Below are 26,877 nucleotides of genomic sequence, written 5' to 3'. Positions count from 1 at the left end.
AACATATGAAACACGCTCTCCTTTCCGCGGTATTCAGCCTATTATTCGCGTCCGGCGCTGCACTGGCCGACGACATGCCGACCTACAAGCTGTTGATGAAGGAAGGCCGTCTCTTTCCCGAAACGCTGGAAGTGCCTGCCAACACGCGCTTCCGGCTGGAGGTGAAGAACGAGGGGCCAGGTGCCGCGGAATTCGAGAGTCTCGAACTGAAGAAGGAACTGGTGCTTGCGCCCGGCGTCACGCGCAGCCTGGTTTTCTTTCCGATGAAACCGGGAAGCTACAAGTTTTTTGACGATTTCCACCCGGAAACCGGGCAAGGCAAGATCGTCGCCAAGTAAGCCAGCTGCCAGCCAGCCAATTCAAAAAAATAGCCAGCAAGCACGGAGCACAGCATGGGTAACGCAATTTTTGTCGTGTGGCGGGAAAGCCTCGAGGCCTTCCTGATCGCCGGGATTCTCTACGCCTGGCTGCAGGCCAACGACGACACGGGCAAGGGCAAGCGCGCCCTTTTCCTCGGCCTCGCCGCCGGCGCCGGCATGGCCCTGCTGCTCGGCTGGGCGCTGCTCTCGGTGCAGGACGAGCTGACTGGAGAGGCGCTGGAAATCTTCCAGACCGCGACCCTGTTCGTTGCCGCCGGCCTGATTACCCAGATGGTGCTGTGGATGCGCAAGCATGGCCGAACCATGAAAGCCCGGCTGCATGCCGATCTGGCGGCCGCCGCCGAACGTTCCGGCTTTCTCGGCGTGGCCGTCGTCGCCGCGCTGGCCGTGGCCCGCGAAGGCGCCGAAACGGTGATCTTCCTCTACGGCCTGGCCCAGGGCGGCGAAATGAGCGCCCTGGCCATCGGCACCATTACCGGCTTCGCCGCCGCCGGTTTTACCGCCTGGCTGGCCGCGAAGAGCTTGGCCCGGCTCAATATCGCCCTGCTTCTGCGTCTGTCCTCCATCCTGCTGCTGGTACTGGCCTCGGCCCTGCTCGTCGCCGCCCTTGACCGCCTGATTGGTGCCGGCTATCTGCCGACCCTGCTCGATCCGGTGTGGGATACCTCGCTGCTGCTCGACGACACGACCAAGGGCGGCAAGCTGTTCGCCGACTTCTCCGGCTATCGCGCCCGGCCGCCGCTTTCTGAATTGCTGCTCTGGGCCGGCTACTGGGGCGCCGTGCTGTTCGCCTGGCGGAAAACCTCCCATGGCTGAGCACATCCTGCGCTTCCACCCCAGCCAGCCGCGCAGCCGGATCGAGAAGCTCGGCCTGCTGCTGCGCCGCTATCGCGCCCCGATCATCGCCGTGCAGTGGCTGGTTGTTGTGGTCTATGCCGGCCTGGTGGTCATTCCCGCTTTCCTGCCACTGCCGCCGGAAGACGCCCATATCTGGGACAACCTGCGCCTGTTCGCCCAGTTCTGCTTCTGGGGTCTGTGGTGGCCCGGCGTCATGATCGCCACGGTGACCATGGGCCGCGTCTGGTGCGGCCTGTTCTGCCCGGAAGGCTTCATTTCCGAATGGATCAGCCAGTACGGCCGCGGCAAGGCCCTGCCCGGCTGGCTGAAATGGGCCGGCTGGCCCTTCGTTGCCTTCATCTGCACCACCGTCTACGGCCAGCTGGTCAGCGTCTACGAATATCCGCAGGCTGCCCTGCTGGTGCTCGGCGGCTCGACCATCGCCGCCATCGTCATCGGCCTGCTCTACGGCCGCGAGAAGCGCATCTGGTGCCGCTACCTGTGCCCGGCTTCCGGCGTCTTCGCCGTGCTGGCCAAGATCGCTCCCCTACACTACAAGGTTGACCGCGCTGCCTGGGACCGCTACGAAGGCGAGTTCCAGCCGGTCAATTGCGCCCCGCTCGTCGACGTCCGGCGCATGACCAGCGCCGGCGAATGCCATAGCTGCGGCCGCTGCGCCGGCCAGCGCGATGCCGTCGCCCTGTCGTGGCGTTCGCCTTTCAGCGAAGTGCTCGACTTCAACAACCCGGCCAAGACGCCGGACGTGCTGACCCTGGTCTATGGCGTACTCGGCGTCGCCACTGCCGCCTTCCAGTGGACGGTCAGCCCGTGGCTGCTGCACATCAAGATCGCCGCCGCAGAATGGCTGGTCGAACACGACCATTTCACCCTGCTCGACAACGACGTGCCGTGGTGGCTGCTCACCCATTACCCGGAAGCCAGCGACCTCTTCACCTGGCTCGACGGCGCACTGATCCTCGGCTACCTGCTCGGCGGTGGCTTCCTGCTCGGCAGCCTGCTCCTCATTGGCCCAGCCATCGCCTCCCGTCTGGTCAAGAGCGAGCACCTGAGCTGGCAACGCTTCGCCCTGGCCCTGGCGCCGATGGCTGCCGCCAGCGTCATCCTCGGCCTGTCGATGCTCACCGTCACTCACCTGAAAGCCGAACATTTCTGGCTCGGCTGGCTGCCCTATTTCCGCATCGCCCTGCTCACCCTCGGCGCTTCCGGCAGCCTGTGGCTGGCGCTGCAACTGGTGCGCCGCTCGCCTGAAAACATCGGCAAGAAATCCATCGCCTGGATCACCATGGTCCTACCCGTCAGTTTGATGGTCACGATCTGGAGCCTGGTGTTCTTCGTCTGGTAAACGACAAGGCGGCCGGTTTCAACCCGGCCGCCCGCCTGACCTCGCCACACCTTCGCAATATCCCAAAAATCGGCCAGATCATTCCTGATCGGCCTTGCCGCCTCGCCGGCAAAATTACCTGCCTTGCCGGGAACGTGTCGGCCGTTTTCGGGTCAGTCCATTGACCATTGAAATTCAGCCAGGGACTTCCATTGCCTTGTGCTTCCTTGTGTTGCAAGCGGGCCGGCCGGAATGTCTAGCGGCGAGTTGCCATAAGCCACGGCCGAGCCAAACATTGGTGTAGTTGTTGCTTGTAATCGGACGTAGAGCAGGACGAGGGCCTTTGGCCTTTCATACAGTTGGAGGCGATATGTCGGTCAATGGAATCAACAGCGGGAGTTTCGATTTCTCCAAACTCCAGGGCAGCAATGCGAAGACGACAGCGGCGGGTTCGGCTGGGGTAGCGGATTTTTCGTCCGCCCTTAAGTTGCAGATGGCGAATATTCAATCGCAATCCGTCGGCACGCTGGTTTCGTCCCTTCAGGCCTCCAGCAAGGTATCGGGCGGGGCAAACTTTGCCGATATTCTCGGGACCGGCAAAACATCCGGCAACTCAGCGCTGGATGCCATGCTGGGCAGTGCTGCCGGCATCAGCGGTATGAATGGCATTTCAGCGACTGGGCGCAACATGTCGCTGTTCGACCCGGAGTCGGCCTACCGAATGATGACGAACATCAACACCAAGGCTGTCAACTACAAGGCCGAATCGTCCGAAATGACCGATATGAAAGCCTATGTGTCGGCCTTGCAGCGGGAGGCCATCACGCTGGGCGGCACCGATGCGTCGGCCAGCGGCGAGGAAATCCAGCGCCGCGTGCAGGCCTTTGCCGATGCCTACAATGGCTGGATTCAGCGTTTCGGCAGTGAGTTGCAGGATGGCGGCATGCTGGCCGGCACGCAGGCGGCCAAGGTGTCGCAATGGGAGCTGGAGCAGAGCATCGCCAATCCCTTCTACGGTGCCAAGGAAGGGCTGCACGGCATGGCTGATCTTGGACTGAGCATCGATCCGGTGACGAAGCTGGCGACCGTCGATAACGCCCGACTGAACGCCACGCTTGCCAACGACAAGACAGCGGCCATGGGAGCGCTGCAAGACTTCACCACGCATTTCGCCAAGGCAGCCGAGCTGTTGAACTCGGACGGCAATTTCATCAATAACCGTCTGGACAACCTGTCGCGCGCCATTGCCTACATCGACACCAACATGACATCCCTGCAGGCCGAGTTCGGCCTGGGCGATGCGGCGAAACCGACTGGGCAAGTGGCCAAGGCATTGGCCAGTTACAACGCGAAGCACGGCATCGGGTGAATTGAGGGTTTTGGTGTAAACGAAGAACACCAGCCTGGCTTGAAAGAAGCCGAGGCGGCCGATTACGGAAACTTACAAACCAGCCCATCAATAGCGGCCGGGTAGATCAGGCTACACGGAAGCTGCTGCGGGTTGCGCCGGTATGGTTGGGAAAAGCGAAACACATCTCGACAACAAAATGCTCGATAGGCGATGTTCCGGCAGAGGGAAGATGCGAGCGCCGGCCAGTCCGCCTAAACTAGGCGTTCTGCCTGAGACCTACACCAATGCACCAGAGAAGCCGCACTAGGCCATGCATGAAGGACGGACATGACAGCGCGTGCGCAACCAATCGACAAGAAATGCCTGCAAGCCCTTCAAGAGACGCTCAATCTGCACAAGGCAGGTCTATTGCGAGAAGCGGAAAAAGGCTACCTCGCCGTACTCAAGCGCTGGCCGATGGAGCCCCTGGCTTGCTACAACCTTGGTGTGCTCAAAGTTCAATCTAAACAGGCCACTGAAAGCCTCCCTTATTTCAAGAGGCTGGTTGAAACTAGGCCGGTGGAAAGCCAATACTGGCTGGCTTACATTGATGCGCTCATCCAGTCGGGACAATCCGATGTCGTCGCTGGCGTCGTTGAACGGGCCAAGCGACAGGCCCGCTTGTCACCGCAAGCCATTGCGGCAATTGAAATGCGCTTGTCTGGCCCGCCGCCGGAGGCACTCCGGGCACTGCTCGACGACTTCAATAGTGGTCGCCATACCGAATGCGAACAACAGGCTCGCCAGCTCAGCGAAACCTTCCCGCAGCATGCATTAAGCTGGAAGGTACTGGGTGCGGCACTGCATGCCCAGCAGCGTTTCGCTGACGCCTTGGCCGCCATGCAGAAATGCGCCGAGTTGATGCCTGATGACGCGGAAACCTGTAACAGCTTGGGTGCCATTGTTAATGAGTTGAAGCGGCACGACGAAGCCATACGATACTTTCAGCGTGCCTTGCAACTCAATCCGGATTATCCCGAAGCGCACAACAATCTCGGCAATGCTTTCAAGGCGCAGAGCAATGTCAGCGAGGCGGAGGCCTGCTATCGCCGAGCGGTCGCAATCCGTGCGGATTTCTCGGTAGCACAAAACAATCTTGCTCAAATCCTGCTGACCAGCGGCAAATATCCGGAGGCAATCGCCGTATACCGACAGATCCTCGACAAGGATTCACGGAATACCGACGCCTACCTGAACCTGGGCAGCGCATTTCATCTCCAGGGTGCGCTGGAAGAGGCTGAAGCCGCATACCGCACCGTGCTGGAATTGAACCCGGGCTTTGTCGAGGCCCACGTCAATCTGGGTAACGTCCTGCAAGACAAATTGCAGCACGGCGCTGCCGAATCCTGCTACCGCGAGGCACTCCGGCACGCGCCGGACAATTTTCTGGCGCTCAACAATCTCGGCGCATCCCTCAAGTTGCAAGGCCGCTTCCCGGAATCTGAAGATGCGTGCCGCCAAGCCCTGGCGCTATCGCCACATAATGCTCTGGCCCTGCTCAATCTTGGCAACGCCCTAAGCGAGCAAGGAAAATTTGAAGAAGCAAAAACCGCATTGCGCGGTGCAATTGCACAGGCAGGAAATTTTGCCGAGGCGCACTACAGCCTGGCCGACACCTCGCTTTTTTCCAGTGAAATCGAGGCAGCACGCCGTGCCTACCTCACCACCGCCGAACTGGCTTCAGGGACGATCAGACTTGATGCGATCATCGGACTGGCTGTACTGGACTTTCTCGACAGCAAGCCGGCTGCGTGCCGGGATCGTCTGGAATCGATCCGGGAAATCGTGACGCTTGCAGGCCCCGGTTCAAGCATCGCGGCCAATTACTGGTTTTACCTTGATCAACTGCTGAAGCAGCACCCCGAACCGGCCGGACTTCCGCCTGCCGGGAACGCCATGGAAGTCATCGGGGAAAGCCATGCACTGGCCGCTCATGGCTTGCGCGTTGGCTACCACGGGACGGATTACCACTGTCGCGCCCACTGGATCAGCGGTTGCAAGGAATGGCATCTGGGCAACGACCATCCGAACAAGTTCAAGCACCGCTTCACGGCATTGCTGGCGGAATTGCCACGTCAATCGACCATCCTTCTGTGTATCGGCGAAATCGATTGCCGCCCCGATGAAGGTATCCTCAAAGCGTGGCGGGCATCGCCGGGAAAGAGCATCAGCGATATCGCACGCAGCACCGCCGAAGGATATTTGCGTTTCGTCGACCGCACGGCCCGCCCGTATGGGCACCAGCTCATCGTGTCAGGCGTACCTTGCACCAACCTCGACCTGGCTGACTTTCCCGAAGAGCACGGCAAGCAACTGGTCGAGGTCATTCGGAGTCTGAATACCCATCTGCGCACCTTGACGGGCACCTACGACATGGATTTTCTCAACGTTTTCACGCTGAGCGACCGTGGCGATGGCATTGCAGACGGCACAAAGCATCTGGACCGGTACCACCTGCTCCCGGCAAGCATCGCCAAAGCATTTACCCTCCAGACCACGATCAGCTCGTCCACTAACGCATGAACGCTGCACGTTGCAGCTTGAAACCGGTAAGCTTGGAGCGCAATTTGCTGGCCCGATACTCGACAATGATCGATTTCACGAACCAAAACTCATGCTCGCCAACCTGACCGGCTTCTTCATCCAGTGGGGTATCACCGCGCTTTCCTTGTGGGTGGTCAGCCTCGTCTTCAACGGCATCCGCTTCGCCAACACATCGTCACTGATCGTTTCGGCCCTGCTTCTCGGCTTCGTCAATGCCGTGTTGTGGCCCTTGCTGGTGGTGCTGACGCTACCGCTGACCCTGCTGACCTTGGGCCTCTTCCTGCTCGTCATCAATGTGCTGATGTTGTTGCTGGTTGCCAAGCTGGTGCGCGGTTTCACCATTACCGGCTTCTGGACGGCCTTCTTCGCCAGCCTTTTCATTTCGGTGTTCAGCCTGTTCCTGAATTCGCTGGTGCCGGACACCGGGATGACGGTTTATCGTCTGCCGACTTCCGGCCCGACAATCTCGATGTAAGCACCGGTAATCCGGGCTTTCTCCACCGCCCCCCTTCTGCGAAAATGCCCGCTTTCCCGTCTACTGCCCAACCATGATCCAAGGCCAATTCCGTTCCACCGTCCTGCAGATACCGGCCGAGGTGACGCCGCTCAAGTTCCGCGGCTATTTGCGCAAGGAAATCCAGGAAGTGCAGGCGACTGCGCAAAGCCCGGAAGACATCATCGTTGTCCGCCTGTTCGTGTTGGAGAAGGTATTGTTCGGGCTGGGCGCGAAGAAGGTGGATAGCGTGCTGCAGGGCGTGGTCGAGAAGTGCCCGAACATTCAGCGCATCGAACTGGAAGCCCTGACCCGGCCGTTGACTGCCGAGGAAATGCAGGAGGCCGCTGCGGAAGCCCAGGCGACGCTGCAGGCGCTCAGCGAGAAGGTGATGGCCTCGGGCGGCAAGCTGGTGGCCGATTCCGGCGCCAACTAGGCGTTTCCATGCCCGGTCGGTAGACCTGGCAACCTATCTCAGGCGCCGATTCAGGTCGTCGATGACCGGTGCCCAATCGGCATCCTCGATGATTTCCTCCTTCAGGAAGGCGCGTTGCGCCTCGCTCCAGAAGGGCGCCCGATAAAGGGCGATCTCGTTGTCCAACGGGCGATGGCTGGCGATGAAGCGCTCGACCTCCCCTTCCTGGTTGGGCAATCCGAGTTGAGCAAACAGATTGCTCATGGTGTGCAGTTGGGGACCCATGGCAGACTCCTTGAGATCGCGGCTGGTTTTCGTTCGATGGACGCGGACGGCGGCTGTTCCCTGGGCACGCTTCTCAGAGCAACGTTTCGACCGCTTCGACCAGTTCGTCCGGCCGGGTAGCCGGGGCGTAGCGATGAACGACCTGGCCTTCACGGTCGATCAGGAACTTGGTGAAATTCCACTTGATCGCCTCGGTACCCAGGATGCCCGCCGCTTCATGCTTGAGCCAGACGTAGAGCGGATGGGCGTTGTCGCCGTTGACCTCGATCTTGGCGAAGAGCGGGAAAGTCACGTCGTAACGCGTCTGGCAGAACTGGCCTATAGCTTCGGCATCACCCGGCTCCTGCTCGCCGAACTGGTTGCAGGGGAAGCCGAGGACGACAAGACCCCGGTCCCTGAACTTCCGGTACAGCTCCTCCAGGCCGGTGTATTGCGGGGTGAAGCCGCACTGGCTGGCGGTGTTGACGATAAGCAGGACCTTGCCGCGGTAGGCGGCGAAGTCCTGCTGGTCACCGGTCAGGCGCCGGGCGCTGAAGTCATAGAGGGTCTGGGTCATGGATGGCTGACAGCTCGGCTTTCAATAGCCCGCTTTCGGCGGCATCAACTGGCCCCGGATCTCGCCCGGCTTGAATTCGGCGCTATGCACATTGACGTACAACTCGCCGGCCTTGTAGGCCTGATATTGCTCGGCACTCAGCTTGCTGCCTTCGGGGACCATCCAGCCATTGTCGCCGCTCTTGGTCAGCGTGATGACCACCGGCCCGTTAACGCCGGTCTTGCCGAAGTGGATATGCGCCATCGTGGCATTCATCCCGCTGGTGGTGACCTTGCCGCTGACGCTCATGTCGGGCTTGATGGTGATCATTCCGTCGCCGCTGGCCGAAGTCGGGACGGGCGGGACTTCCATGTCGCCTGAGAGCTTGAACTTGATGTCGTCGGCCCAGGCCGGCACAAAAAACGTCGCCATCAAAACAGTGGCGACGGCGAGGATGCCTGGCAGGGCCAGGCGGCGGTTCGGGAATGCGTTCATGGCAAGCCTCTCGTCGTTGAATGGAGTGCAGCAAGGAGATCAGCGTCGCGTGTGGCATGGTTGCGAGACACTATGGCAGCCACATGCATTTGAGATGCGATGCCGACGTTAGTTCGCGGATTCGTTGCATTTCTTGAGAAGTCCGTCTGCCCTCAGATGGCGGGATTTGCATGCCCGCTGACCTGCCATACAGTGGCCGTGTAGCCGGGCCTCCCCTAGGATGCGGGTTTGCCCCACAACAAGGAGACAGCATGCAGGCCTTTCAGGATTACTACCCGGAGAACCTCGCCCATTGCTACGGCTGCGGCCGCAACAATGCGCAGGGCCACCAGATCAAGACCTTCTGGGACGGCGACGAAACGGTCACCCATTTCCAGCCGCGCCCCGAGCACACGGCGATTCCCGGCTTCGTCTATGGTGGCCTGCTCGCCTCGCTGATCGACTGCCACGGCACCGGAACGGCGGCGGCAGCCATGTACCGGGCCGAGAACCGGGCAATGGACACGCTGCCGGCCTTCCGCTTCGTCACCGGCTCGCTACAGGTCAGCTACCTGAAGCCGACACCGCTCGGGCCTGTGCTCGAAATCCGCGGCCGGGTGAAGGAGATCAAGGGCCGCAAGGTGGTGGTCGAGGCTACCGTCTATTGCGCGGGCGTGGCGACGGCGCAAGGCGAGGTGATCGCCCTGCAGATGCCGGACACTTTCGTCGCTAAATAAGCCGGGCCTCAGGCCGACACGTCCCATTCGGCGAGAAACTGCGCGACGAAGTCTTCCATGAAACGGTGGCGCGGCTCGGCCAGGGCACGGCCAGTCGGCGTGTTCATCCGGTCCTTGAGCAGGAACAGCTTTTCGTAGAAGTGGTTGAGGCTGGCGCCTTTCGAGGCCTTGTAGGCGGCGGCCGTCTGGTGCAGCACCGGCGGCTCGTCGGGATCGTGCATCAGGCGGCCGGCGTGGCCGCCATAGGCGAAACAGCGGGCAATGCCGATGGCGCCAATGGCATCGAGGCGATCCGCATCCTGCACGCATTGGCCTTCCGGGCTGCGCATCGCGGTGGTCACCCCGGCCCCCTTATAGGAGATGGTGGCGACGATATCGACCACCGCCGCAATGACTTCCGCTGTCGCCCCTTCACGGCGCAGCAGCGCTTCGGCTTCGCGTGGCCCGACGCTGTCGTCGCCGCCGTGGAATTTCCAGTCGGCGATGTCGTGCACCAGCGCACCAAGTTCTGCGATTTCGCTATTCGCACCTTCCTGGGAGGCAATCTGGCGCGTCAGTTGCCAGACGCGGTTGATGTGGTGCCAATCGTGGCCGGAACTTTCGGCCAGAAATCGTGCCTTGATATGCGCGGCAACGCGGTCGACCAGGGTTTGCATGGGTTCCTCGGGCATACGGGCTGACTGAAAAGTCGCAAAGTGTACTGCCCTTCGCCCCAAGCTGCGCATCCCCACGTATCCTTGTCACCCCTCCCGCCTTTTGCCGACGATGACCGCCCCGCTGACGCCCCGCGCCGAACGTTTCTTCCTGCTGACCCTGGCCGGCATCCAGTTCAGCCATGTGCTCGACTTCATGATCATGATGCCGCTCGGCCCGATCCTGATGCGGGCCTTCGCCATCGGCACCCACGAATTCGGCCTGCTGGTGGCCTCCTACAGCTTCAGTGCCGCCGTATCCGGCATCCTGGCGGCGACCTTCATCGACCTGTTCGAACGCAAGCGCGTCCTGCTCACCTGTTTTGCGCTGTTCGGGCTGGCAACGCTGGCCTGCGGCCTGGCGCCCGGCTTTTCCACGCTGATCGTCGCCCGCGGCCTGGCAGGGGTCTTCGGCGGCATCATGGGCGCCCTGATCCACACCATGATCGGCGACGCCATCCCCTTCTCCCGGCGTGCCCGGGCCAGCGGCGTGGTGTCCAGCGCCTTTTCGCTGTCCACCATCGCCGGGGTGCCGCTGTCGCTGTGGCTGGCCAACCATCTCGGCTGGCGAGCGCCGTTCGTGCTGATCGCCGTGCTCAGCGTGCTGTTCATCGTCGTCGGCCTGCGCTTCCTGCCCGAACTGCGCCATCACCTGAGCGACGAAAAGCGCGGGCACCTGCTATCGGCAACCTTCAGCGTGCTGACCGACGCCAACCACCTGCGCGCCCTGCTCTTCTCGGCGCTGATCATCTTTTCCGGCTTCACGGTCATTCCCTACATCACCGTCTATGCGGTGAACAACGTCGGCATCGCCCAGATCGACATCCCCATCATCTATCTGGTCGGCGGCTCGGCCACCTTCGTCAGCGCCCGCCTGATCGGACACTGGGCCGACAAGCACGGCAAGATCGAGATCTACCGCTGGGTCGCCCTGCTCGCCACGCTGCCGCTGCTCGCCGTCACCCACGCCGGCGCCCTGCCGCTCGGCCTATGGCTGATCTGCAGCACGAGCTTTTTCGTCCTGACCTCGGGACGCATGATCCCGGCCATGGCGGTCATCGCCTCGTCCGCCCAGCCCAGGCTGCGCGGCACCTTCATGTCGTTAAACGGCACGGTGCAATCGCTGGCCATGGGGCTGGCGACGACGCTGGCCGGTTTCCTGATCTCGCTCGATGGCGGAGGCAAGATCGTCGGCTATCCGCTGGTCGGTTATGTCGCGGTCGGCGCCAACCTGCTGGCGATCTGGTTTGCGGCCCGCATCGTGATGCACGGTCAGCCGGGCACGCCTAATGCTACGCAAAGATAATGAGAACCGTTCGCAAGCAAATGTTTTAAAAGAACTTTTCCAAAATACGCCTTTCAAACCTTTCGTCCGCAGCTATAAAATCCGGGCGGGGTCAGCCAGCAGAGGCAGCCAGCCGGCCCGCTCTCTAACCGAACCTTCGGAGAAAAGCCATGAAAGGCGACAAGAAGATCATCGAAATCCTTAACGGACTGCTTATTGGCGAACTGACCGCTGTCGACCAGTATCTGATCCACGGCGAAATGTATGCCGATATGGGCCTCAACGAACTGGCCGAAAAGTCCATCCACGAATCTGACCACGAGCGCCAGCATGCGCGGGCCCTGATCCAGCGTATTCTCTTCCTCGAAGGCAAGCCGGATCTCTCCAAACGCGACGCGCTGAAGATCGGCAAAAACGTGCCGGACATGCTGAAGGCCGACCTTGCCGTTGAATACGCGGTCGACGGCCACCTGAAGAGCGCCATCGCCGCCTGCGAAAAGGCGCAGGACTACGTGAGCCGCGACATGCTGACGGTGCAGTTGGAAGATACCGAAGTAGACCATGCCTACTTCCTCGAAAAGCAGCTGCGTCTGATCGAACTGGTCGGCCTGCCCAACTACCTGCAGAGCCAGATGGGCTCGGGCAACCCGACCTGAGGAGCGGACAATGAAAGGCGACAAGAAAGTCATCGAAGCCCTGAACAAGGTGCTCAAGAACGAGCTGACCTCGATCAACCAGTATTTCCTGCATGCCCGGATGTTCCGCAACTGGGGCCTGGAAAAGCTCAACGACTACCAGTACAAGCAGTCGATCCGCGTCATGAAGGAAGCCGACGAACTGATCGAGCGCATCCTCTTCCTCGAAGGCCTGCCCAACCTGCAGAACCTCGGCAAGCTGCTGATCGGCGAGAACGTCGTCGAATGCCTGCAGGGCGACCTGAAGTACGAGAAGGACATCCAGCGTCCGCTGCTGATCGATTCCATCGCGCTGTGCGAAACGCTGCAGGACTACGTCAGCCGCGACCTGCTGGAAGACCTGCTCGAACACTGCGAAGGTGCCATCGACTGGCTGGAAACCCAGCAGAGCTTGATCGAGGACGTCACCCTACCGAATTACCTGCAGTCGCACATGGAGCCGGGTAGCGACTGAGTCTGCCACCTGCTCACAACCAAGCCGCAACTTCGTTTGCGGCTTTTTTTCGCCTGTCAGCCTGCGATCACGGGAGGCACTGTGACTTCCGCCCTCCGACAATGAGCGACGCAGCTGCGTTCGGGCAGTGTGGTAATAAATCCACAATCGACGATAAATCTTGCCAAGAGTTATTGACATTGATTCGCATTTATCTACAATAAGAACAGTTCTCATTATCTTTGGTTAGCGGAGATTCTTCATGTACGTCTGCGTCTGCAAGGCTGTCACCGACCGGCAAATTCGCGAAGCCGCGCAGGGCGGTGCCCGCACGCTGAAAGATTTGCGCCGCGACCTCGGCGTCACCCGCGATTGCGGCCGCTGCGCCTCCTGCGCGCACGAATGCCTGCGCGAAGTGCATGGCGACACCGTCAAGCCGGGAAAGGCCTTGCGCCGGGCCGCATGATTACTGCCAAGACCCTCTGCCTTCCGGAAGATGGATAGGTTCTAGCAGGGTTTGTATTTTTTGAATGAAATGCCCGGCAACCCGGATTGTTGGTTGTAAGCCAGCAGTCTGGGTTCCAACAAGCCGCGCCCCTCGACGAGTTGGCTCAACTCAGTACCCCCCGCACTGAACAGGTTGATTTCAATCAGCACCGGTCCTTGATCGGTCAACGCTACATCCCAATGTTGAAATCCGAACTGGGGGAGCAGCCTGGCCGCCTTCAGGACCGTATCCTTCACCTCACACCAGTCCGGAAGAATAAGGTTGCTGAATGAAATACCCGAATCGGGGTGGCATACGAGACTTTTCAGGGAAAGGCCGTATCCCTGAATGACCCGAAGGACACGTCCGTCGTCGATATCCACCGCTGCCAACAGGTTGCCCAGGGTACCTGATTCAAAGTTGTCGATGATATTGAACTGCCGCGGGACCTTCCAAATCGCCCGGTAAATGGACGGTTCGCCTTCCGGCGACTGAAGCGTCATGATACGCAGGCCGGATAGCCGCCCGCACTGCAAATCAGCCAGCCTGTGGTGAGGTTTTAGTGCGGCCTGAAAGAGATAGCCCTTCCCGGCTGGATTGCTCAGCCCCGAAACCCAGTCTTCGATTGAAACTTCTTCCCCCGTCTGCCCCAGTACCAGCTTTCGCTTTGTCGTGTCGAGACCTTGCAACAAGTAGGCCCCTCTCCCAAAACCGGCATGTACCGGCTTGGCAAACAGCGGAAACTCTGCACGCACGCGCAACCAAGTCACCAATTCATCTGGCGAGTCCAATCTGGTGGCAGTCAGATTGGACGGTGTGCTGTTCAGATAGACCGCAGCAAGAAGTGGGTGCGGCAATGCTGCATCTTCCAGCAAAGAGGCCAAAATCCGCTTGTCGTCAGCATAGACGTGACACGAATGGTGATTGCATCTATCGAGCGCATCCTCACCACGCCATCCGACAAATCGACGCTTGTCCTGCCAACTCAGCCGTTTTTCAAAAAGGCGATAATCGAAATATTCGCTAAGACCAAGGTAACTGGGCGGCGAGCGCAGCATGAATGCTTCGACGAGCATTCTGGATATCGGCACGCCTTCGCTTTTTCTGGCTTCCCTGGCATCTTTCAGAAACTTGCCCAACACCCCAAGCCGCGACTTTTGTCGATGTGCCACGTTCCGCCTTTTCAAAGCGTCATCAGGCACCTCAACGATTACGCCTGGGACGAATATTTACCGAAATTTACATCCATCATGGTAAAGCTCGGAAAAAAGCAAGCGATGGCAATAATTCACACTATGCGTAAGAAATATCCGACACGGCGCCCAGATGCTTCCAGTAAGCGCCATTCCCCAGGAAATCATGCCTGTTTCAGCGGCAAACCGTCGAGTGATCGTCAGCCGGGCAGCTGACGATCACAAGCCGATTGATCATCGAGCTTCGCTGCACGAATACCGCTCAAGCCTCGCTAATCAAGGCCCAATGGTTGTCCAGCGCCATCGGCTTCGGCCAGGCCAGGAAAACCGGTTTGGCGATGGGATGCCAGCGGACGAGTCCGAGCGCGGTCGACACGAGGACTCCGCCGCCCGGCTTGGGGCCGTTCCATTCGGCCATGGCATAGGCTTCCTGCAGTTCGACGACCGGCGTCAGCTTGTCCGGGGCACCGGGGTGCCACAGTTGGGCGAGACCGGCCTGGTTGCTGGAGACCACGAAACCGCCGTTGTAGGCGGCGGCCAGATCGCCGCCATAGCCGAAACCGTCGTTGGCCCGCGTCGGCACGACCAACTCGTCGCCTTCCAGAACGGCGAGCAACGGCGCCTGGCTGCGCTGCGCCGCCTCGCCGTGCTCGGCCTGCATGGCGACTCCCAGGCGACGCTCACCATCCGGTGCCGTGCTCCACGCGATGTGGCGCAGACTGAGGCGAGTGTCGGCCAGCTTCCATTGGCGTAACAGCTTGCCAGTCTTCGCATCGAGGCGAACAAGGGAGGAATCCATGCGCTGCAGGTCGTATTTCTTGTCGGCACGGTTGCGCGGAATGCCGCCGTTGGCCACCACCAGATGCCCGTCGGCATCGAGCAGTACCTGGTGCGGCTCCAGTCCGCCGCTATCCCACTCATCCAGCTTGGCGAGCGTCACCCGGTCGCGCACACCGATCTTGCCGCGCCCGGAGGCGAAATCGGTTTCGGTGGTGAACACCACGTCACCGGCCTTGCCGAGAATGGCGTGGCCATTGAGCAGGACATTGGCCGAAGCTTCGATATCTATCTGGCGGACGACCTTGCCTTCCGCGTCGATGCGCATCAGCCAGGTGCCGGGCCGGACGCCGGCTACCAACAGACTGCCATCGGGTTCGGGCAGCAGACCATGCGGACGGGTTGGCAAGGGGACCGAATGAAAGATGTCCAGCTTTTTGCGGCCCCAGTCGGCAACCAGCACCCCGGCGTGGTAGGTATCGGTCGGATTCGGGCCGCGCCAGGCCGCTGCCACCAAGGCGCGCTGCGGCTCCTTGTCGCCGGCGGCGAGGACCATTCCGCCCTGGGCGAGCAGGCCGCAGGCGCCGGCCAGCTTGAGGAAATCCCGGCGTTGCATGGGGTGGCTCATCAGCAGGCTCCGATCAGCGGTAACCGGCACGGTCGAGCAGCTTTTGCGCCGCCACGACGTTCTTGGCCAGGGCGCCGATAGGCAGGGTATCGGCCTTGAACTTGCCCATCGCCTCCAGGGCCGGATTGCCGGTCACGACGCCAGCCACCACCGGCCACTCGTTGTTGCCATCGGCAAAATAGCGCTGCGCGTCGTCGCTGGCCAGGTATTCGAGGAATTTGACTGCGGCATCGACGTTCTTCGAGGTCTTGACCACGCCGGCGCCGGAAATGTTGATATGCGTGCCGTGGTTCGCCTGGTTGGGCCAGACGATGCCGACGCGCTCCATCATCCGCCGCTCGTCAACCTTGTCGGAACGGATCATGCGGGCCAGGTAGTAGGTATTCGATACCGCCACGCCGCACTCGCCGAGGGCGACCGACTTGATTTGGTCGGTATCGCCGCCCTTCGGGGCGCGGGCGAAGTTGGCGACCACACCCTTGGCCCATTCCTCGGTCTTGGCTTCGCCGTCATGCGCGATCAACGAGGCGACCAGCGACAGGTTGTACGGATGCGAACCCGAGCGGCTGCACAGCTTGCCCTTCAACTTCGGATCGGCCAGCGACTCGTAGGTGGCGACATCCTCGGCCTTCACCGCGCTGCGGTTGTAGATAATGACGCGGGCGCGGGTCGAGAAGGCGAACCAGGTATCGGTATGCAGGTGAGCCGGAATGCGGCTCTCCAAGAGCTTCGACTTGACCGGCGCAAAGAGTCCCAGGGCGTCCGCATTGGCCAGGCGTGCAGCATCGACCGTGATGAACACATCGGCCGGGCTGTTGGCGCCTTCGTTGCGGATGCGCTCCATTAACTCGTCTTCCTTGCCGTCGATGCGGTTGATCTTGATACCGGTCTGCTTGGTGAAGTTGTCGTAGAGCCGCTCGTCCGTCTGGTAATGACGGGCGGAATACAGGTTGAGGACTTTCTCCTGCGCCTGCGTTGCGAAACTCGCCAGCACTGCCAGCGCGACCAGGGCCAATTGCTTTTTCATGACTGTGACTCCGTTGTGATCAGAATTTGTACTCGGTACTCAGGATGAAACGGCGGGCCTGACCGGGCACGGTAAAGCCACCGTTGTCATACAGGGCATCGTAGTACACCTTGTCGAAAATATTCTGGACGTTGAACTTGACCGTGTATTTCGGCTGGTCGTACGCGACCATGGCATCCCAGCGCACGTAGGAATCTACCCAGTTTGGGTTGAAAGCCGCCGTGCCGGTCGGTGCGCCGCCGTAGCGCCGGCTCTTGTACTCCATGCCGCCACCGACCTTGAAGCCGTACGGCAATTGGTAGGTCGTCCACAGGTTGAAGGTCTTCTTCGGCGTGTTGCGCGGCATCTGGCCGATGAAGTTGGGGTTGCCATTGTTCGGCGCTACCTCAAGGATTTCGGCGTGGATGTAGGACAGGCCGCTGAAAACCTCCCAGTTGTCGGTAATCCGGCCGGCCGCTTCGAGTTCGACACCGTCGGACTGGCGCTTGCGAGTCAGGATGGTCGCCGTCGATTCGAGGTCGGTATTGCGCTCCCAATCCTTGACGGCGCGGTACAGCGACGTGCGCAGCGACAGGTTGCCGTCCGCCAGCAGCCACTTGCTGCCGACTTCGATAACCTTGGAGCGCTCGGCCGGGAACTGGTTGCCGGACAACTGGTACAGATCTGCCGTCGGGCTGAACGAATCGCTCCACCCGGCGTAGTAATGCTGTGCCGCCGTCGGTTGCCAGGACAGGCCGGCGCGGTAGCTGTTCTCGCCGAAGTTGCCGCTGAAGGCTGTCGTCGTGAAGTATTCGGACTGCATGATGTCGCGGCGGACGCCGAGGGTCAGCTTCCAGTCCGGCACGAACTCGACGGTATCCTGCACGTAGGCGCTGTAGGTTTCGCCCTTGTAGGTGGCCGGCGCCGCTGTCGTAAACTGCCCCGGCTTGTACAGCGGATTGGTGGCGGTACCGAGGTTGCGTAGCGCCCAGCGGATCGAGTCTTCGTTGAGGTATTCGACGCCGGTGATCAACTCGTTCTTCATGCCGAACAGCGTAAAGGCTGTATTCAGGTCGCTTTGCAGCACATAGTTCTGGGTTTCGAACTGGCGGGTCTTGGCCAGGCTGGCCAGGCTTGCCGCGGTCAGTGCGCCCTGCGGCGCCACCGCCCAGTAAGCCCGCTTGTAGTTGGCCGCGCGCAGCACGGTGCGCCACTGGGTATCCGGCGAAATTTTGTACAGATAATTGAAGGTTGAGACATTCGTTTCGCTGTCGTCGAAATTGCTGTCGGTACCCCAGTAATAGCCCGACTTGGCGGCATTTTCGTCCGGTCGCTTGCCGGAGAAAGGCACACCATAGTCGGCCTTGTCTTGTGTCTTGAGCCAATAATGGCTGAGCGTGACTTCATGATTTGTACCCAGGCCAAAGGCGATGCTGGGCGCGAAGCCCATGCGGTGAATTTCCGGCTCGGCGCCGGTGTATGGGTTCGACCGCGCACTGCCCTCATCGCGGTTCATCAGGTTGATGCGGAAGGCGGTCGTATCGCCGATGCGCTGATTGAGGTCAGCCCGGATTTCCTGGAAACCATGGGTGCCGACACCGAAGCCGGCCTTGTTGATGCCATACAGCATCGGCGTCTTGCTGACCTGGTTGATCACCCCGCCGGCCTGGCCGCGGCCGAACAGCATGGCCGCCGCACCGCGCAGCACATCGACCTGCTCGAGGTTGAACAGTTCGCGGTTGTACTGGGCGGTATCGCGAATGCCGTCGAGGTACATGTCGCCGAAGGTGTAGAAACCGCGCAGGTTCATGTTGTCGCCGGAACGGCCGCCCTCGGCGGCGTTGAAGCTGAGGCCGGAGACGTTGCGCAGTGCCTCGCGCAGGGAGTTGGCTTCCTGTTCCTCGATCAGCGCCCGGGTCACCGTGGTGATGGCCTGCGGCACATCGTGCGGATCCTGCACCACCTTGCCAACGCGGGTCTTGGTGGCACGGTGACCATCCGGCTGATCCTGCGTCGCGGTGACCGTCACCGCGGACAGGGTCTTGTCTTCTTCAGCCAGCGCGGCATTGCCGATGCCGAGCAAGGCGGCAACGACGGCGGCAGCAACGGGCAAGCGCCGTGCGGTGGGTTGTTCGGCATAACGCACGTTGGAAAACACGCGCGGAGAGTGGGCAATCCGGCCCGGTTCTTTTTGATTTTTCACAGGCAAACCTTCTCGAGTCAGTCGGGGGATGGCTGGCTGGCATGAAGGCTGGCTTGCCGAACATTGAGTTCGTCTGAACACAAGCCGGAACGGCAAAGGAACTGATCGCTCCTTCAGGGCATTCCGATTTGTCGCAAACGATAATGCGAATATATCGCATTTACAAACTCGAAACAACCGGTTACACAACCTGTACGCGAGGCACAGGCTGAGTGTTGTTTATTTGCCGCAGAGGATTAGACGACGTCGATGCCGGGTTCGCCGTCGGCCATCTCGCCGATCACGGAGACGTGCGAAAAACCGTGCTGCAGGAAGAGTGACAGCACTTCGGTCACCGTATCCGGCGTGCAGGAGACCAGCAGGCCGCCCGAGGTCTGCGGGTCGGTCAGCAGCGTGCGTACCGCGTCATCCAGCCTGGCCGCCATCGACACCTTGTCGCCATAGCTCGCCCAGTTTCGGCCGGAGGCGCCGGTCATCAAGCCGGCACCGACAAACTCGCGAGCCCGTGACAGCAACGGCAGGTCGGCGTAATTGACTCGAGCGCGCAGGCCGCTGCCCTTGCACACTTCGAGCAGATGCCCGGCCAGGCCGAAGCCGGTGACATCGGTCACGGCATGCACGCCATCGAGACAGGCCAAGACCGGCCCCGGCGTATTGAGCTGGGTGGTCGTGGCCACCATCGCGTCGTAGTCGCTGGCGTGCAACTGATCCTTCTTCAGCGCGGCGCTGTAGACGCCGACGCCGAGCGGCTTGCCGAGGATCAGCTTGTCGCCCGCCCGGGCTCCGGAATTGCGCTTCAGGTGCGCCGGATTGACCACGCCGATGGCCACCAGGCCGTAGATCGGCTCGACCGAGTCGATGGTGTGCCCGCCGGCAATCGGAATGCCCGCCGCCCGGCAGACATCCTCGCCGCCCTGCAATATCTTGCCGATGGTTTCCACCGGCAGCACATTGACCGGCATGCCGACCAGGGCCAGCGCGAACAGCGGCGTGCCGCCCATGGCATAGACGTCGGAAATGGCATTGGTCGCCGCGATGCGCCCGAAGTCGTGCGGATCGTCGACGATGGGCATGAAGAAGTCGGTCGTCGCGACAATGGCCTGCTGCGCATTGATCTGGTACACCGCCGCGTCGTCACTGGTTTCGGTGCCGACCAGCAGTTGCGGCGGGATGATGCCCGGCGTCGTGCCGGCCAGGATTTTCTGCAATACGGCGGGCGCGATCTTGCAACCGCAGCCACCACCATGGGAAAGCTGGGTCAAGCGGACGGTTTGTTCCGGCACGGCTGTTCTCTCAGTAAAGCGTTTTTGTTGTTTATTCGGCGTCGAAACCGGCGTCTTCGATGGCGGCGAGCAGGGCGGCGCGGCTGACCAGTTGCGGGTCGAAAGCCACCTTGGCCTCCCCCGCTTCCAGCGAGACCTCGCTCGAAGCTACGCCCGGCAGCGCGCCGAGCACGCCGTTGACGTTGCTGACGCAGCCCTGGCAGCTCATGCCGCCGACTTTGATGATGGTGTTTTCCATGGTCTCACCTGCTGACGAAGGGTTGGCGGCGCAGCATGTCGGCCATGCCTTCGGCCGACACCGGGCGGCTGAACAGATAGCCCTGCGCCATATCACAGCCCATTTTACGCAATAACGTCAGCTGTTCGGGCTTTTCCACCCCTTCGGCGAGAACCGTCATGCGCAGGCTGCGCCCCATGCTGACGATGGTCGAGGCAATCGCCCAGTCGTCAGGATCGGTTTCCAGGTCATTGACGAAGGAGCGATCGATCTTCAGCTTGCCGACCGGAAAACGCTTCAGGTAGGCGAGCGACGAATAGCCGGTGCCGAAGTCGTCGAGCGACAACTCAACCCCCATGCGATGCAGGGCCGACAGCGTGCCCATATTGATGTCGGCATCATGCATGACGGTGCGTTCGGTCAGTTCCAGTTCGAGGCGCCCCGGTTCCAGGCCGGAGGTGGCTAGGGCGCCGGCCACGACCTCGATGAAGCCGGACTGTCGGAACTGCACCGGCGCCACGTTGACCGCCATGAAGACCGGCGGCAGGCCCTCGTCGCACCACGCCTGCGCCTGGCGACAGGCTTCGCACAGCACCCAGTCGCCGATTGGATTGATCAGCCCGGTTTCCTCGGCGACATGGATGAAACGGTCCGGCATGATGACGCCAAGTTCCGGATGCAGCCAGCGGATCAGGGCCTCGACGCCGATGATCAGGCCGGTTTCCAGATTGACCAGCGGCTGATAGTGCAGGATGAATTCGTTCTGGACCAGCGCCCGGCGCAGATTGCTTTCCATCAGCAAGCGATCGAGCGACTTGGAATTCATTTCGCTTGAATAGAACTGGAAGGCATTGCGGCCGATTTCCTTGGCCTGGTACATCGCCGTATCGGCATTGCGCAGCAGGGTTTCCAGGTCATCCCCGTCGTGCGGGTAGACGCTGATGCCAAGCGACGGTGTGACGGTCAGTTCGTGCCCGCCCACCTCGAAAGGACGGGCGAACACGTCGAGCAAGCGGCGGGCGATATCGGCCGCCGCCGCGGTATGGAAACCGGGCATGGCGAAGATGAATTCGTCGCCCCCCAGGCGGGCCAGCGTATCGACGCGGCGCACCACGCTGCCCAGGCGGCGGGCGACTTCGCACAACAACTCGTCGCCGACGCTATGGCCGAGGGAATCGTTGACCCGCTTGAAATGGTCGAGGTCAAGAAAAATGACGGCGAGCTCGGAGCCTTCCCGCTCGGCGGCAGCCAGCATCTGGACGAAGCGTTCACGCAGCAGGCGGCGATTGGGCAAGCCGGTCAGGACATCGTAGTCGGCCAGTTCGCGGATACGCTGTTCGGCGGCCTTTTGCGCCGTGATATCGAACAGGGTGCCGACCGATGCCGGACGCCCCTCAACGATGGCCGGCGAACCCAGCACAGTGGCCGGAAAGGTCGAACCGTCCTTGCGCACGACCACCAGCTCATAGGCGTGACCGGCAGCGCCTGCCGCACGCATCGCCATTTGTTCGATGACCAGGGTGCGGCATTCCGGAGCGACGACATCGACCGGCCCCATGCAGCCGACCAGCTCGCCTTCCGAGTAACCGAGCAACCGGGCCAGAAACGGATTGACGAACTTGAAGCGCTGGTCCTGCAACACGAAGATGCCAACCTGCGCGGCTGCCATCGCATCCCGGAACATGCTCTCCTGATCGCTCATCGCCACCGCATTATTCGGTGCGCACCCTTCCCTGCCGGCAACCAATTTCCCCCCTCGTTTTCGGTCAATTTTTTTCGGCCATCGAACCCCGGTGAATCACCGGGATATTCGCCCCCTAGGCCGCCAACGCTTAAGCATAAGTGAATTCGAGACGACCGAGACCGAGCTCATCGCCATGGCTGCCCCGGCAATGACCGGATTGAGCAAACCCAAGGCCGCCAGCGGAATGCCGAGCACATTGTAAATGAAAGCAAAAAAAAGATTTTGCCGTATCTTCCCTAATGTCGCGGCCGACAGATCGATGGCATCGCCCACCCCGAGCAGGTCGCTGCGGATCAGGGTGAGATCGGCCGCCTCGATCGCCGCGTCGGAGCCGGCACCGATGGCGAAGCTGACATCAGCGGCCGCCAGGGCCGGGGCATCATTGATGCCGTCGCCGACCATGCCCACCAGCTGGCCGCCGGCCTTCAGTTCCGTCACTACTGCCGCCTTGTCACCCGGCAGGATGCCGGCCCGGAATTCCTCGATGCCGGCCTGCGCAGCGATGGCGGCGGCCGTCGCCGCGTTGTCGCCGGTCAGCATGACGACCCGGATGCCCCGTTCGCGCAAGCGCGCCACGGCGGCGCGCGAAGTCGGCCGCAAGGCATCGGCCACGGCGAAGACGGCCAGCGCCGTCTCGCCTTCACGCAGGCAGAGCACGGTCTTGCCCTCTTGCTGCCAGCGGCGGACCACGGTGTCGTCCTGCAGGCCGGACCACGCGGGCGAACCCAGGCGCAGGCTGCGTCCGTCGACCACACCGGCGACACCCATGCCGGCTGTCGCCTGGAATCCGCTCACCGCCGCAATCGCACCATCGCCGTAAGCAGCGACAATGGCCCGGGCGAGCGGATGTTCGGAGTTGTGCTCAAGAGCGGCGGCCAGGCGAAGCGACTCACCGGCCGTCACCCTCCGCGGATCGCTATCGGTCAGCTGCGGCTGTCCGCAGGTCAGGGTCCCGGTCTTGTCCAGGGCCAGCACCGCGAGTTTTTCGGCCCGCTCCAGCGCCCCGGCATTCTTGACCAGGATACCGGCCCGAGCGCCCTGCCCGGTGCCGACCATGATCGCCGTCGGCGTCGCCAGGCCCAGCGCACACGGACAGGCAATGACCAGCACCGCCACCGCATTGATCAGCGCCTCGGCAAATTCGCCCGAAACCGCCCACCAGCCAACAAACGTGAGCAGCGCAATGGCACAGACCACCGGCACGAAAATCCCCGAGATGTGATCAGCCAGCCGCTGGACTGGCGCCTTGGAGCCTTGCGCCTCGCCGACCAGGCGGATAATGCCGGCGAGCAGGGTATGCTCGCCGACCCCGGTCGCCATGCAGCGCAACGCTCCCTGTCCGTTGGCCGTGGCCGCGAAGACCTTGTCGCCGGCCCGTTTGGCGACCGGCATACTTTCGCCGGTCAGCATCGCTTCGTTGAGGCTCGATTCGCCATCGACCACTTCGCCATCCACCGGCACGCTTTCGCCCGGACGAACCAGGAAGACGTCACCCGGCATCAGGCCGTCGACGGCCATGTCGACCCACTGCCCATCGCGCTCGACCCGTGCCGTCTTCGGCTGCAAGCGGATCAGCGATTCGATGGCTTCCGAGGTGCGTGCCTTGGCCCGCGCCTCCAGCAGTTTGCCGAGCAGGACCAGCGTGATGACCGCCGCCCCACCCTCGAAATACACATGCTGCGGCAACGCGAAGACCGTGACCACCGCCGAAAGTCCCCAGGCCATGCTGGTGCCCAGGGCGACCAGCACATCCATGTTTGCCCCGCCACCGCGCAAGGCCTTGTAGGCGCCGTCATAGAAGCGCCAGCCGATCCAGAACTGCACCGGGGTGGCGAGTGCCAGTTGCAGCCAGCGCGGCAATTCGTTTTGATGGCCATGTTCGCCGAGCATGAACAACATCTGCCCGACCAGCGGCAAGGTGAGCAGCACTGCAATCCAGAAGCGCCGGATTTCGCGCTGATAGATACGCAGCTTTTCGGCCTTTTCCCGCTCGCGAGTCTGGCCATCGACCAGTTCGGCGACGAATCCGGCCTTGGCCACCGCTGCCATCACCGCGGCTTCGTCGGCCGCGCCGGACAGCCGGATCCGGGCTCGTTCGGCCGCCAAATTGACATTGGCCTGCATGCCGGCCTGGCGATTCAATACTTTCTCGAGCCTGGTCGAGCAGGCGGCACAGGTCATGCCGCCGATGGAAAATTCGACGACCCGGCCCTGGTCGCCGCCTGTCATTTGACCAGCAACACCGGGCACGGCGCCTGATGCAGCACGCGCGTCGCCACTGAGCCCATGACCAGCCCGGCGACCGGGCTACGGCCGTGAGTGCCCATGACGATCAGGTCGCACCCGAGTTCACCGGCCATCTTGCAGATTACCTCGGCCGGCTGGCCGACATGGATGTGCGGGGTGTGAACCAGCCCCGCCTTATCGAGTTTTTCCTGGGCGGCCAGCAAATGTTCCCGCCCTTCTTCCAGATAGTAGGCGAGCAGCGTGTCCTTGCCGACATGCGCCTGGACACGGCCGATGGGAATCGGCAGATGGACGTTCAGCACGTGGATTTCTGGCACGTCGCGCAGGCTGGCGGCGTGGGCGATCAACTGGTCGACGGCGCGCAACGAGCAAGGCGAGCCGTCTGCCGGCAACAAGATTTTCATGATCAGTTGTCCTAAAACCGGCCCGACAGACGCATCAGGCCGAAGAATCCGTATACCCCGAAGCCTAGCACCAACAGCCCGGAGAGGGTACGTACGACCGGATGACGGACGAATTCGTTCAAGCGGGCCAGAAGCAGCCCGGCGAGCAGCAGGTTGGGCAGGGTGCCCAGTCCGAAAGCCAGCATCGTCGCCGCCCCGCGCCCGGCCGAACCAGCGGCCAGAGCGGTGGCGAGGGCGCTATAGACCAAGCCACAGGGCAGCCAGCCCCACAGCAGGCCCAGCGGAAACGCCTGGCCGATGCTGCGTACCGGCAGGAAACGCCGGGTCAGCGGCTGCAGGTGGCGCCACAGACTTTGCCCGGCGCGTTCGGTGAAGGCCAGCGCGCGGGTAACGCCGAGCAGGTAGAGGCCAAGGGCGACCAGCATCAGGTTGGCCATGAAATAGAGCACCATGCGGGCCGGCACCTGGCCCTCCAGCCCCAGGCTGGCCGCGCCAAGCGCGCCGGCAATCGCGCCAGCTGCCGTATAGGACAGGATGCGTCCGCAGTTGTAGGCGAGGTGCATGCCCCAGCCCGCCCGACCGCCCATCGACATGGCGCCGACGATGCCGCCGCACATGCCGACGCAGTGCGTGCCGCCGAGCAGGCCGACGAGGAACAGGGCAAGAAAACCGGTATCAGGCATCAGAGGTCAAATGCAAAACGGGCAGTTTAACCTGCCCGTTTTAACCGCGTCAGGCGATCAGATCACCTTGGAATAGCTGGCCCGCTGCCGCCCCTCGCGCAGGTAGCGGTCGAAGGCCATGGAGATGACGCGAACCAGCATGCGCCCCGGGGGCAACACGGTGATCCACTCGCGTTCGACCTTGAGCAGGCCGGCGCGCTCCATTTCCTTCATGTCTTCCAGTTCGGCTGCAAAATACTTGCGGAAGTCGATCAGGTGGGCGCTTTCGATGCTCTCGATGGACAGCTCGAAATGGCACATCAGGGCCTGGATGATCGAACGGCGCAGGATGTCGTCGGCGGTCAGTTCGATGCCGCGGAACACCGGCAGGACGCCGGCGTCGATGCGGTCGTAGTATTCGTCGGCGGTCTTGACGTTCTGGTAGTAGCTCGGCCCGACCTTGCTGATCGACGAAATACCGAAGGACAGCATGTCGCAGTCGGCATAGGTCGAGTAGCCCTGGAAATTGCGGTGCAGGCGGCCCTGACGCTGAGCGATGGCCAGTTCGTCGTCCGGTTTGGCGAAGTGATCCATGCCGATATAGACGTAACCTGCTTCAGTCAACTTCTTGATGGCCAGGGCGAGAATCTGCATCTTGGCATCGGCCGACGGCAGGTCGGTATCGTTGATCCGGCGCTGCGGTTTGAACAGGCTCGGCATGTGCGCGTAGTTGTAGATCGACAGACGATCCGGATCCATGGCCAGCACGCGTTCGAGGGTGCGGTTGAAGCCCATCACCGTCTGGTGCGGCAGACCGTAGATCAGGTCGACGGATACCGACTTGAAGCCGTTGGCGCGCGCCGCGTTGATGACCAGCGCGGTTTCTTCCTCGCTCTGCACGCGATTGACGGCAACCTGGACCTTCTCGTCGAAATCCTGGACGCCGACGCTCATCCGGTTGAACCCGAGTTCGCCGAGCAACGCGACGGTTTCGTAATCGACCTTGCGCGGGTCGACTTCGATGGAATATTCACCGCCTTCGAGCAGCTTGAAATGCTTGCGGGTTTCACCCATCAGCTGCCGCATTTCGGAATGCGACAGGAAGGTCGGCGTACCACCGCCCCAGTGCAGCTGGATCACCTCATGCTCGCCATCACGCCCCTCGAGCGCTGCAGCCTGCATGTCCAGTTCCTTGGCCAGGTACTTCAGATACTTGGCGCTGCGACCATGATCCTTGGTGATGATCTTGTTGCAGGCGCAGTAATAGCAGATAGTGTTGCAGAAGGGGATGTGGAAGTATAATGAGAGCGGTCGGCTGATTCCGCCGATGTTGCGTTTGCCCAGCCACAGCTTGGCGGCCTCCGAGTCGAAAGCCTCGACGAAGCGGTCGGCAGTCGGATAGGACGTGTAGCGGGGGCCGTTGACGTCAAAACGGCGAATGATCTGCGGATCGAAGACGAGGTTTTCAGTTGCGAAATTCATTAGACAG

General features: G+C 61.7%; 27 protein-coding genes. 12 read left to right on the top strand and 15 right to left on the bottom strand.

Annotation, left to right across the window (positions count from 1 at the left end; translation table 11 throughout):
• The first annotated feature begins 5 nt into the window (after window positions 1-5).
• The 7 genes from LZ012_RS19045 to LZ012_RS19015 all read left to right on the top strand — a co-directional run bounded on the left by LZ012_RS19045 (window position 6) and on the right by LZ012_RS19015 (window position 7,422).
• Window positions 6-338 carry a cupredoxin domain-containing protein gene (locus tag LZ012_RS19045; RefSeq protein ID WP_275712557.1) on the top strand — a complete coding sequence of 111 codons (333 nt, stop codon included), beginning with the start codon at window positions 6-8 and terminating at the stop codon, window positions 336-338.
• Between the two features lie 54 nt (window positions 339-392).
• Window positions 393-1,196, top strand: coding sequence for an FTR1 family iron permease (locus LZ012_RS19040; protein ID WP_275712556.1), 804 nt, complete (start codon window positions 393-395; stop codon window positions 1,194-1,196).
• Window positions 1,189-2,580: a 4Fe-4S binding protein gene (locus LZ012_RS19035; RefSeq protein ID WP_275712554.1), complete on the top strand. Its 1,392-nt coding sequence runs from the start codon at window positions 1,189-1,191 to the stop codon at window positions 2,578-2,580. Before LZ012_RS19040 ends, LZ012_RS19035 begins: the two co-directional genes overlap by 8 nt.
• A gap of 286 nt (window positions 2,581-2,866) precedes the next feature.
• Window positions 2,867-3,928 carry a flagellar filament capping protein FliD gene (gene fliD, locus LZ012_RS19030; protein WP_275712553.1) on the top strand — a complete coding sequence of 354 codons (1,062 nt, stop codon included), beginning with the start codon at window positions 2,867-2,869 and terminating at the stop codon, window positions 3,926-3,928.
• A gap of 309 nt (window positions 3,929-4,237) precedes the next feature.
• Window positions 4,238-6,472, top strand: a complete 2,235-nt coding sequence (locus tag LZ012_RS19025) for a tetratricopeptide repeat protein (protein WP_275712552.1) — start codon at window positions 4,238-4,240, stop codon at window positions 6,470-6,472.
• A 91-nt stretch (window positions 6,473-6,563) separates the two neighbouring features.
• On the top strand, window positions 6,564-6,968 hold the full coding sequence (locus tag LZ012_RS19020) for a phage holin family protein (RefSeq protein ID WP_275712551.1): 405 nt from the start codon (window positions 6,564-6,566) through the stop codon (window positions 6,966-6,968).
• Window positions 6,969-7,041: 73 nt separating this feature from the next.
• On the top strand, window positions 7,042-7,422 hold the full coding sequence (locus tag LZ012_RS19015) for a hypothetical protein (protein ID WP_275712549.1): 381 nt from the start codon (window positions 7,042-7,044) through the stop codon (window positions 7,420-7,422).
• Between the two features lie 33 nt (window positions 7,423-7,455).
• Here LZ012_RS19015 and LZ012_RS19010 read toward each other — a convergent pair whose 3' ends face one another.
• The 3 genes from LZ012_RS19010 to LZ012_RS19000 all read right to left on the bottom strand — a co-directional run bounded on the left by LZ012_RS19010 (window position 7,456) and on the right by LZ012_RS19000 (window position 8,716).
• Window positions 7,456-7,686 (bottom strand): DUF2789 domain-containing protein, encoded by a 231-nt coding sequence (locus LZ012_RS19010; protein WP_275712548.1) that lies wholly within the window; start codon window positions 7,684-7,686, stop codon window positions 7,456-7,458.
• Window positions 7,687-7,759: 73 nt separating this feature from the next.
• Window positions 7,760-8,242 (bottom strand): glutathione peroxidase, encoded by a 483-nt coding sequence (locus tag LZ012_RS19005; protein ID WP_275712547.1) that lies wholly within the window; start codon window positions 8,240-8,242, stop codon window positions 7,760-7,762.
• Window positions 8,243-8,263: 21 nt separating this feature from the next.
• Entirely contained in the window at window positions 8,264-8,716 is a 453-nt protein-coding gene (locus LZ012_RS19000) for a CHRD domain-containing protein (protein ID WP_275712545.1), read from the bottom strand.
• Window positions 8,717-8,967: 251 nt separating this feature from the next.
• On the opposite strand from LZ012_RS19000, the gene LZ012_RS18995 reads away from it, so the two are divergent.
• Window positions 8,968-9,432, top strand: coding sequence for a PaaI family thioesterase (locus LZ012_RS18995; protein WP_275712543.1), 465 nt, complete (start codon window positions 8,968-8,970; stop codon window positions 9,430-9,432).
• An 8-nt stretch (window positions 9,433-9,440) separates the two neighbouring features.
• Here the strand turns inward: LZ012_RS18995 and LZ012_RS18990 are convergent, their stop codons facing one another.
• The gene (locus LZ012_RS18990; protein ID WP_275712542.1) at window positions 9,441-10,088 is read right to left on the bottom strand and encodes an HD domain-containing protein; all 648 of its coding nucleotides are present in this window, start codon (window positions 10,086-10,088) and stop codon (window positions 9,441-9,443) included.
• 109 nt (window positions 10,089-10,197) lie between these two features.
• Here LZ012_RS18990 and LZ012_RS18985 point away from each other — a divergent pair, with 109 nt between their 5' ends.
• The 4 genes from LZ012_RS18985 to LZ012_RS18970 all read left to right on the top strand — a co-directional run bounded on the left by LZ012_RS18985 (window position 10,198) and on the right by LZ012_RS18970 (window position 13,003).
• Window positions 10,198-11,430 (top strand): MFS transporter, encoded by a 1,233-nt coding sequence (locus LZ012_RS18985; protein WP_275712541.1) that lies wholly within the window; start codon window positions 10,198-10,200, stop codon window positions 11,428-11,430.
• Between the two features lie 149 nt (window positions 11,431-11,579).
• Entirely contained in the window at window positions 11,580-12,065 is a 486-nt protein-coding gene (bfr, locus tag LZ012_RS18980; protein ID WP_275712540.1) for a bacterioferritin, read from the top strand.
• 10 nt (window positions 12,066-12,075) lie between these two features.
• Window positions 12,076-12,558, top strand: coding sequence for a bacterioferritin (bfr, locus tag LZ012_RS18975; RefSeq protein ID WP_275712539.1), 483 nt, complete (start codon window positions 12,076-12,078; stop codon window positions 12,556-12,558).
• Between the two features lie 241 nt (window positions 12,559-12,799).
• Window positions 12,800-13,003: a (2Fe-2S)-binding protein gene (locus tag LZ012_RS18970; RefSeq protein WP_275712538.1), complete on the top strand. Its 204-nt coding sequence runs from the start codon at window positions 12,800-12,802 to the stop codon at window positions 13,001-13,003.
• A gap of 41 nt (window positions 13,004-13,044) precedes the next feature.
• Here LZ012_RS18970 and LZ012_RS18965 read toward each other — a convergent pair whose 3' ends face one another.
• The 11 genes from LZ012_RS18965 to hemN form a co-directional block, all read right to left on the bottom strand.
• Entirely contained in the window at window positions 13,045-14,163 is a 1,119-nt protein-coding gene (locus tag LZ012_RS18965; RefSeq protein WP_275712537.1) for a sugar-transfer associated ATP-grasp domain-containing protein, read from the bottom strand.
• Window positions 14,164-14,479: 316 nt separating this feature from the next.
• A complete protein-coding gene (locus LZ012_RS18960; protein ID WP_275712535.1) occupies window positions 14,480-15,622 on the bottom strand; it encodes a DUF1513 domain-containing protein in 1,143 nt (380 codons plus the stop codon).
• A gap of 13 nt (window positions 15,623-15,635) precedes the next feature.
• Window positions 15,636-16,649 (bottom strand): Fe(3+) ABC transporter substrate-binding protein, encoded by a 1,014-nt coding sequence (locus LZ012_RS18955; RefSeq protein ID WP_275712534.1) that lies wholly within the window; start codon window positions 16,647-16,649, stop codon window positions 15,636-15,638.
• Between the two features lie 19 nt (window positions 16,650-16,668).
• On the bottom strand, window positions 16,669-18,831 hold the full coding sequence (locus LZ012_RS18950; RefSeq protein ID WP_275712533.1) for a TonB-dependent receptor: 2,163 nt from the start codon (window positions 18,829-18,831) through the stop codon (window positions 16,669-16,671).
• 236 nt (window positions 18,832-19,067) lie between these two features.
• Entirely contained in the window at window positions 19,068-20,114 is a 1,047-nt protein-coding gene (selD, locus tag LZ012_RS18945) for a selenide, water dikinase SelD (RefSeq protein WP_275712532.1), read from the bottom strand.
• A 31-nt stretch (window positions 20,115-20,145) separates the two neighbouring features.
• Window positions 20,146-20,352, bottom strand: coding sequence for a heavy-metal-associated domain-containing protein (locus tag LZ012_RS18940; RefSeq protein ID WP_275712531.1), 207 nt, complete (start codon window positions 20,350-20,352; stop codon window positions 20,146-20,148).
• 4 nt (window positions 20,353-20,356) lie between these two features.
• Window positions 20,357-22,033: a putative bifunctional diguanylate cyclase/phosphodiesterase gene (locus tag LZ012_RS18935; protein ID WP_275712530.1), complete on the bottom strand. Its 1,677-nt coding sequence runs from the start codon at window positions 22,031-22,033 to the stop codon at window positions 20,357-20,359.
• Window positions 22,034-22,129: 96 nt separating this feature from the next.
• Complete coding sequence (locus tag LZ012_RS18930; protein WP_275712528.1) at window positions 22,130-24,304, bottom strand: heavy metal translocating P-type ATPase; 2,175 nt, start codon at window positions 24,302-24,304, stop codon at window positions 22,130-22,132.
• On the bottom strand, window positions 24,301-24,726 hold the full coding sequence (locus LZ012_RS18925; protein ID WP_275712526.1) for a universal stress protein: 426 nt from the start codon (window positions 24,724-24,726) through the stop codon (window positions 24,301-24,303). Before LZ012_RS18925 ends, LZ012_RS18930 begins: the two co-directional genes overlap by 4 nt.
• 11 nt (window positions 24,727-24,737) lie before the next feature.
• Complete coding sequence (locus LZ012_RS18920) at window positions 24,738-25,409, bottom strand: sulfite exporter TauE/SafE family protein (protein ID WP_275712525.1); 672 nt, start codon at window positions 25,407-25,409, stop codon at window positions 24,738-24,740.
• Between the two features lie 57 nt (window positions 25,410-25,466).
• Complete coding sequence (hemN, locus tag LZ012_RS18915) at window positions 25,467-26,870, bottom strand: oxygen-independent coproporphyrinogen III oxidase (RefSeq protein ID WP_275712524.1); 1,404 nt, start codon at window positions 26,868-26,870, stop codon at window positions 25,467-25,469.
• Window positions 26,871-26,877: the final 7 nt, after the last annotated feature.

Origin of the sequence: Dechloromonas hankyongensis, from assembly GCF_022012295.1 — a bacterium.
In the GTDB taxonomy this organism is placed as follows: domain Bacteria; phylum Pseudomonadota; class Gammaproteobacteria; order Burkholderiales; family Rhodocyclaceae; genus Azonexus; species Azonexus hankyongensis.
Note: the sequence above shows the minus strand (reverse complement) of the source record. Positions and strands in the feature narration are given on the sequence as shown.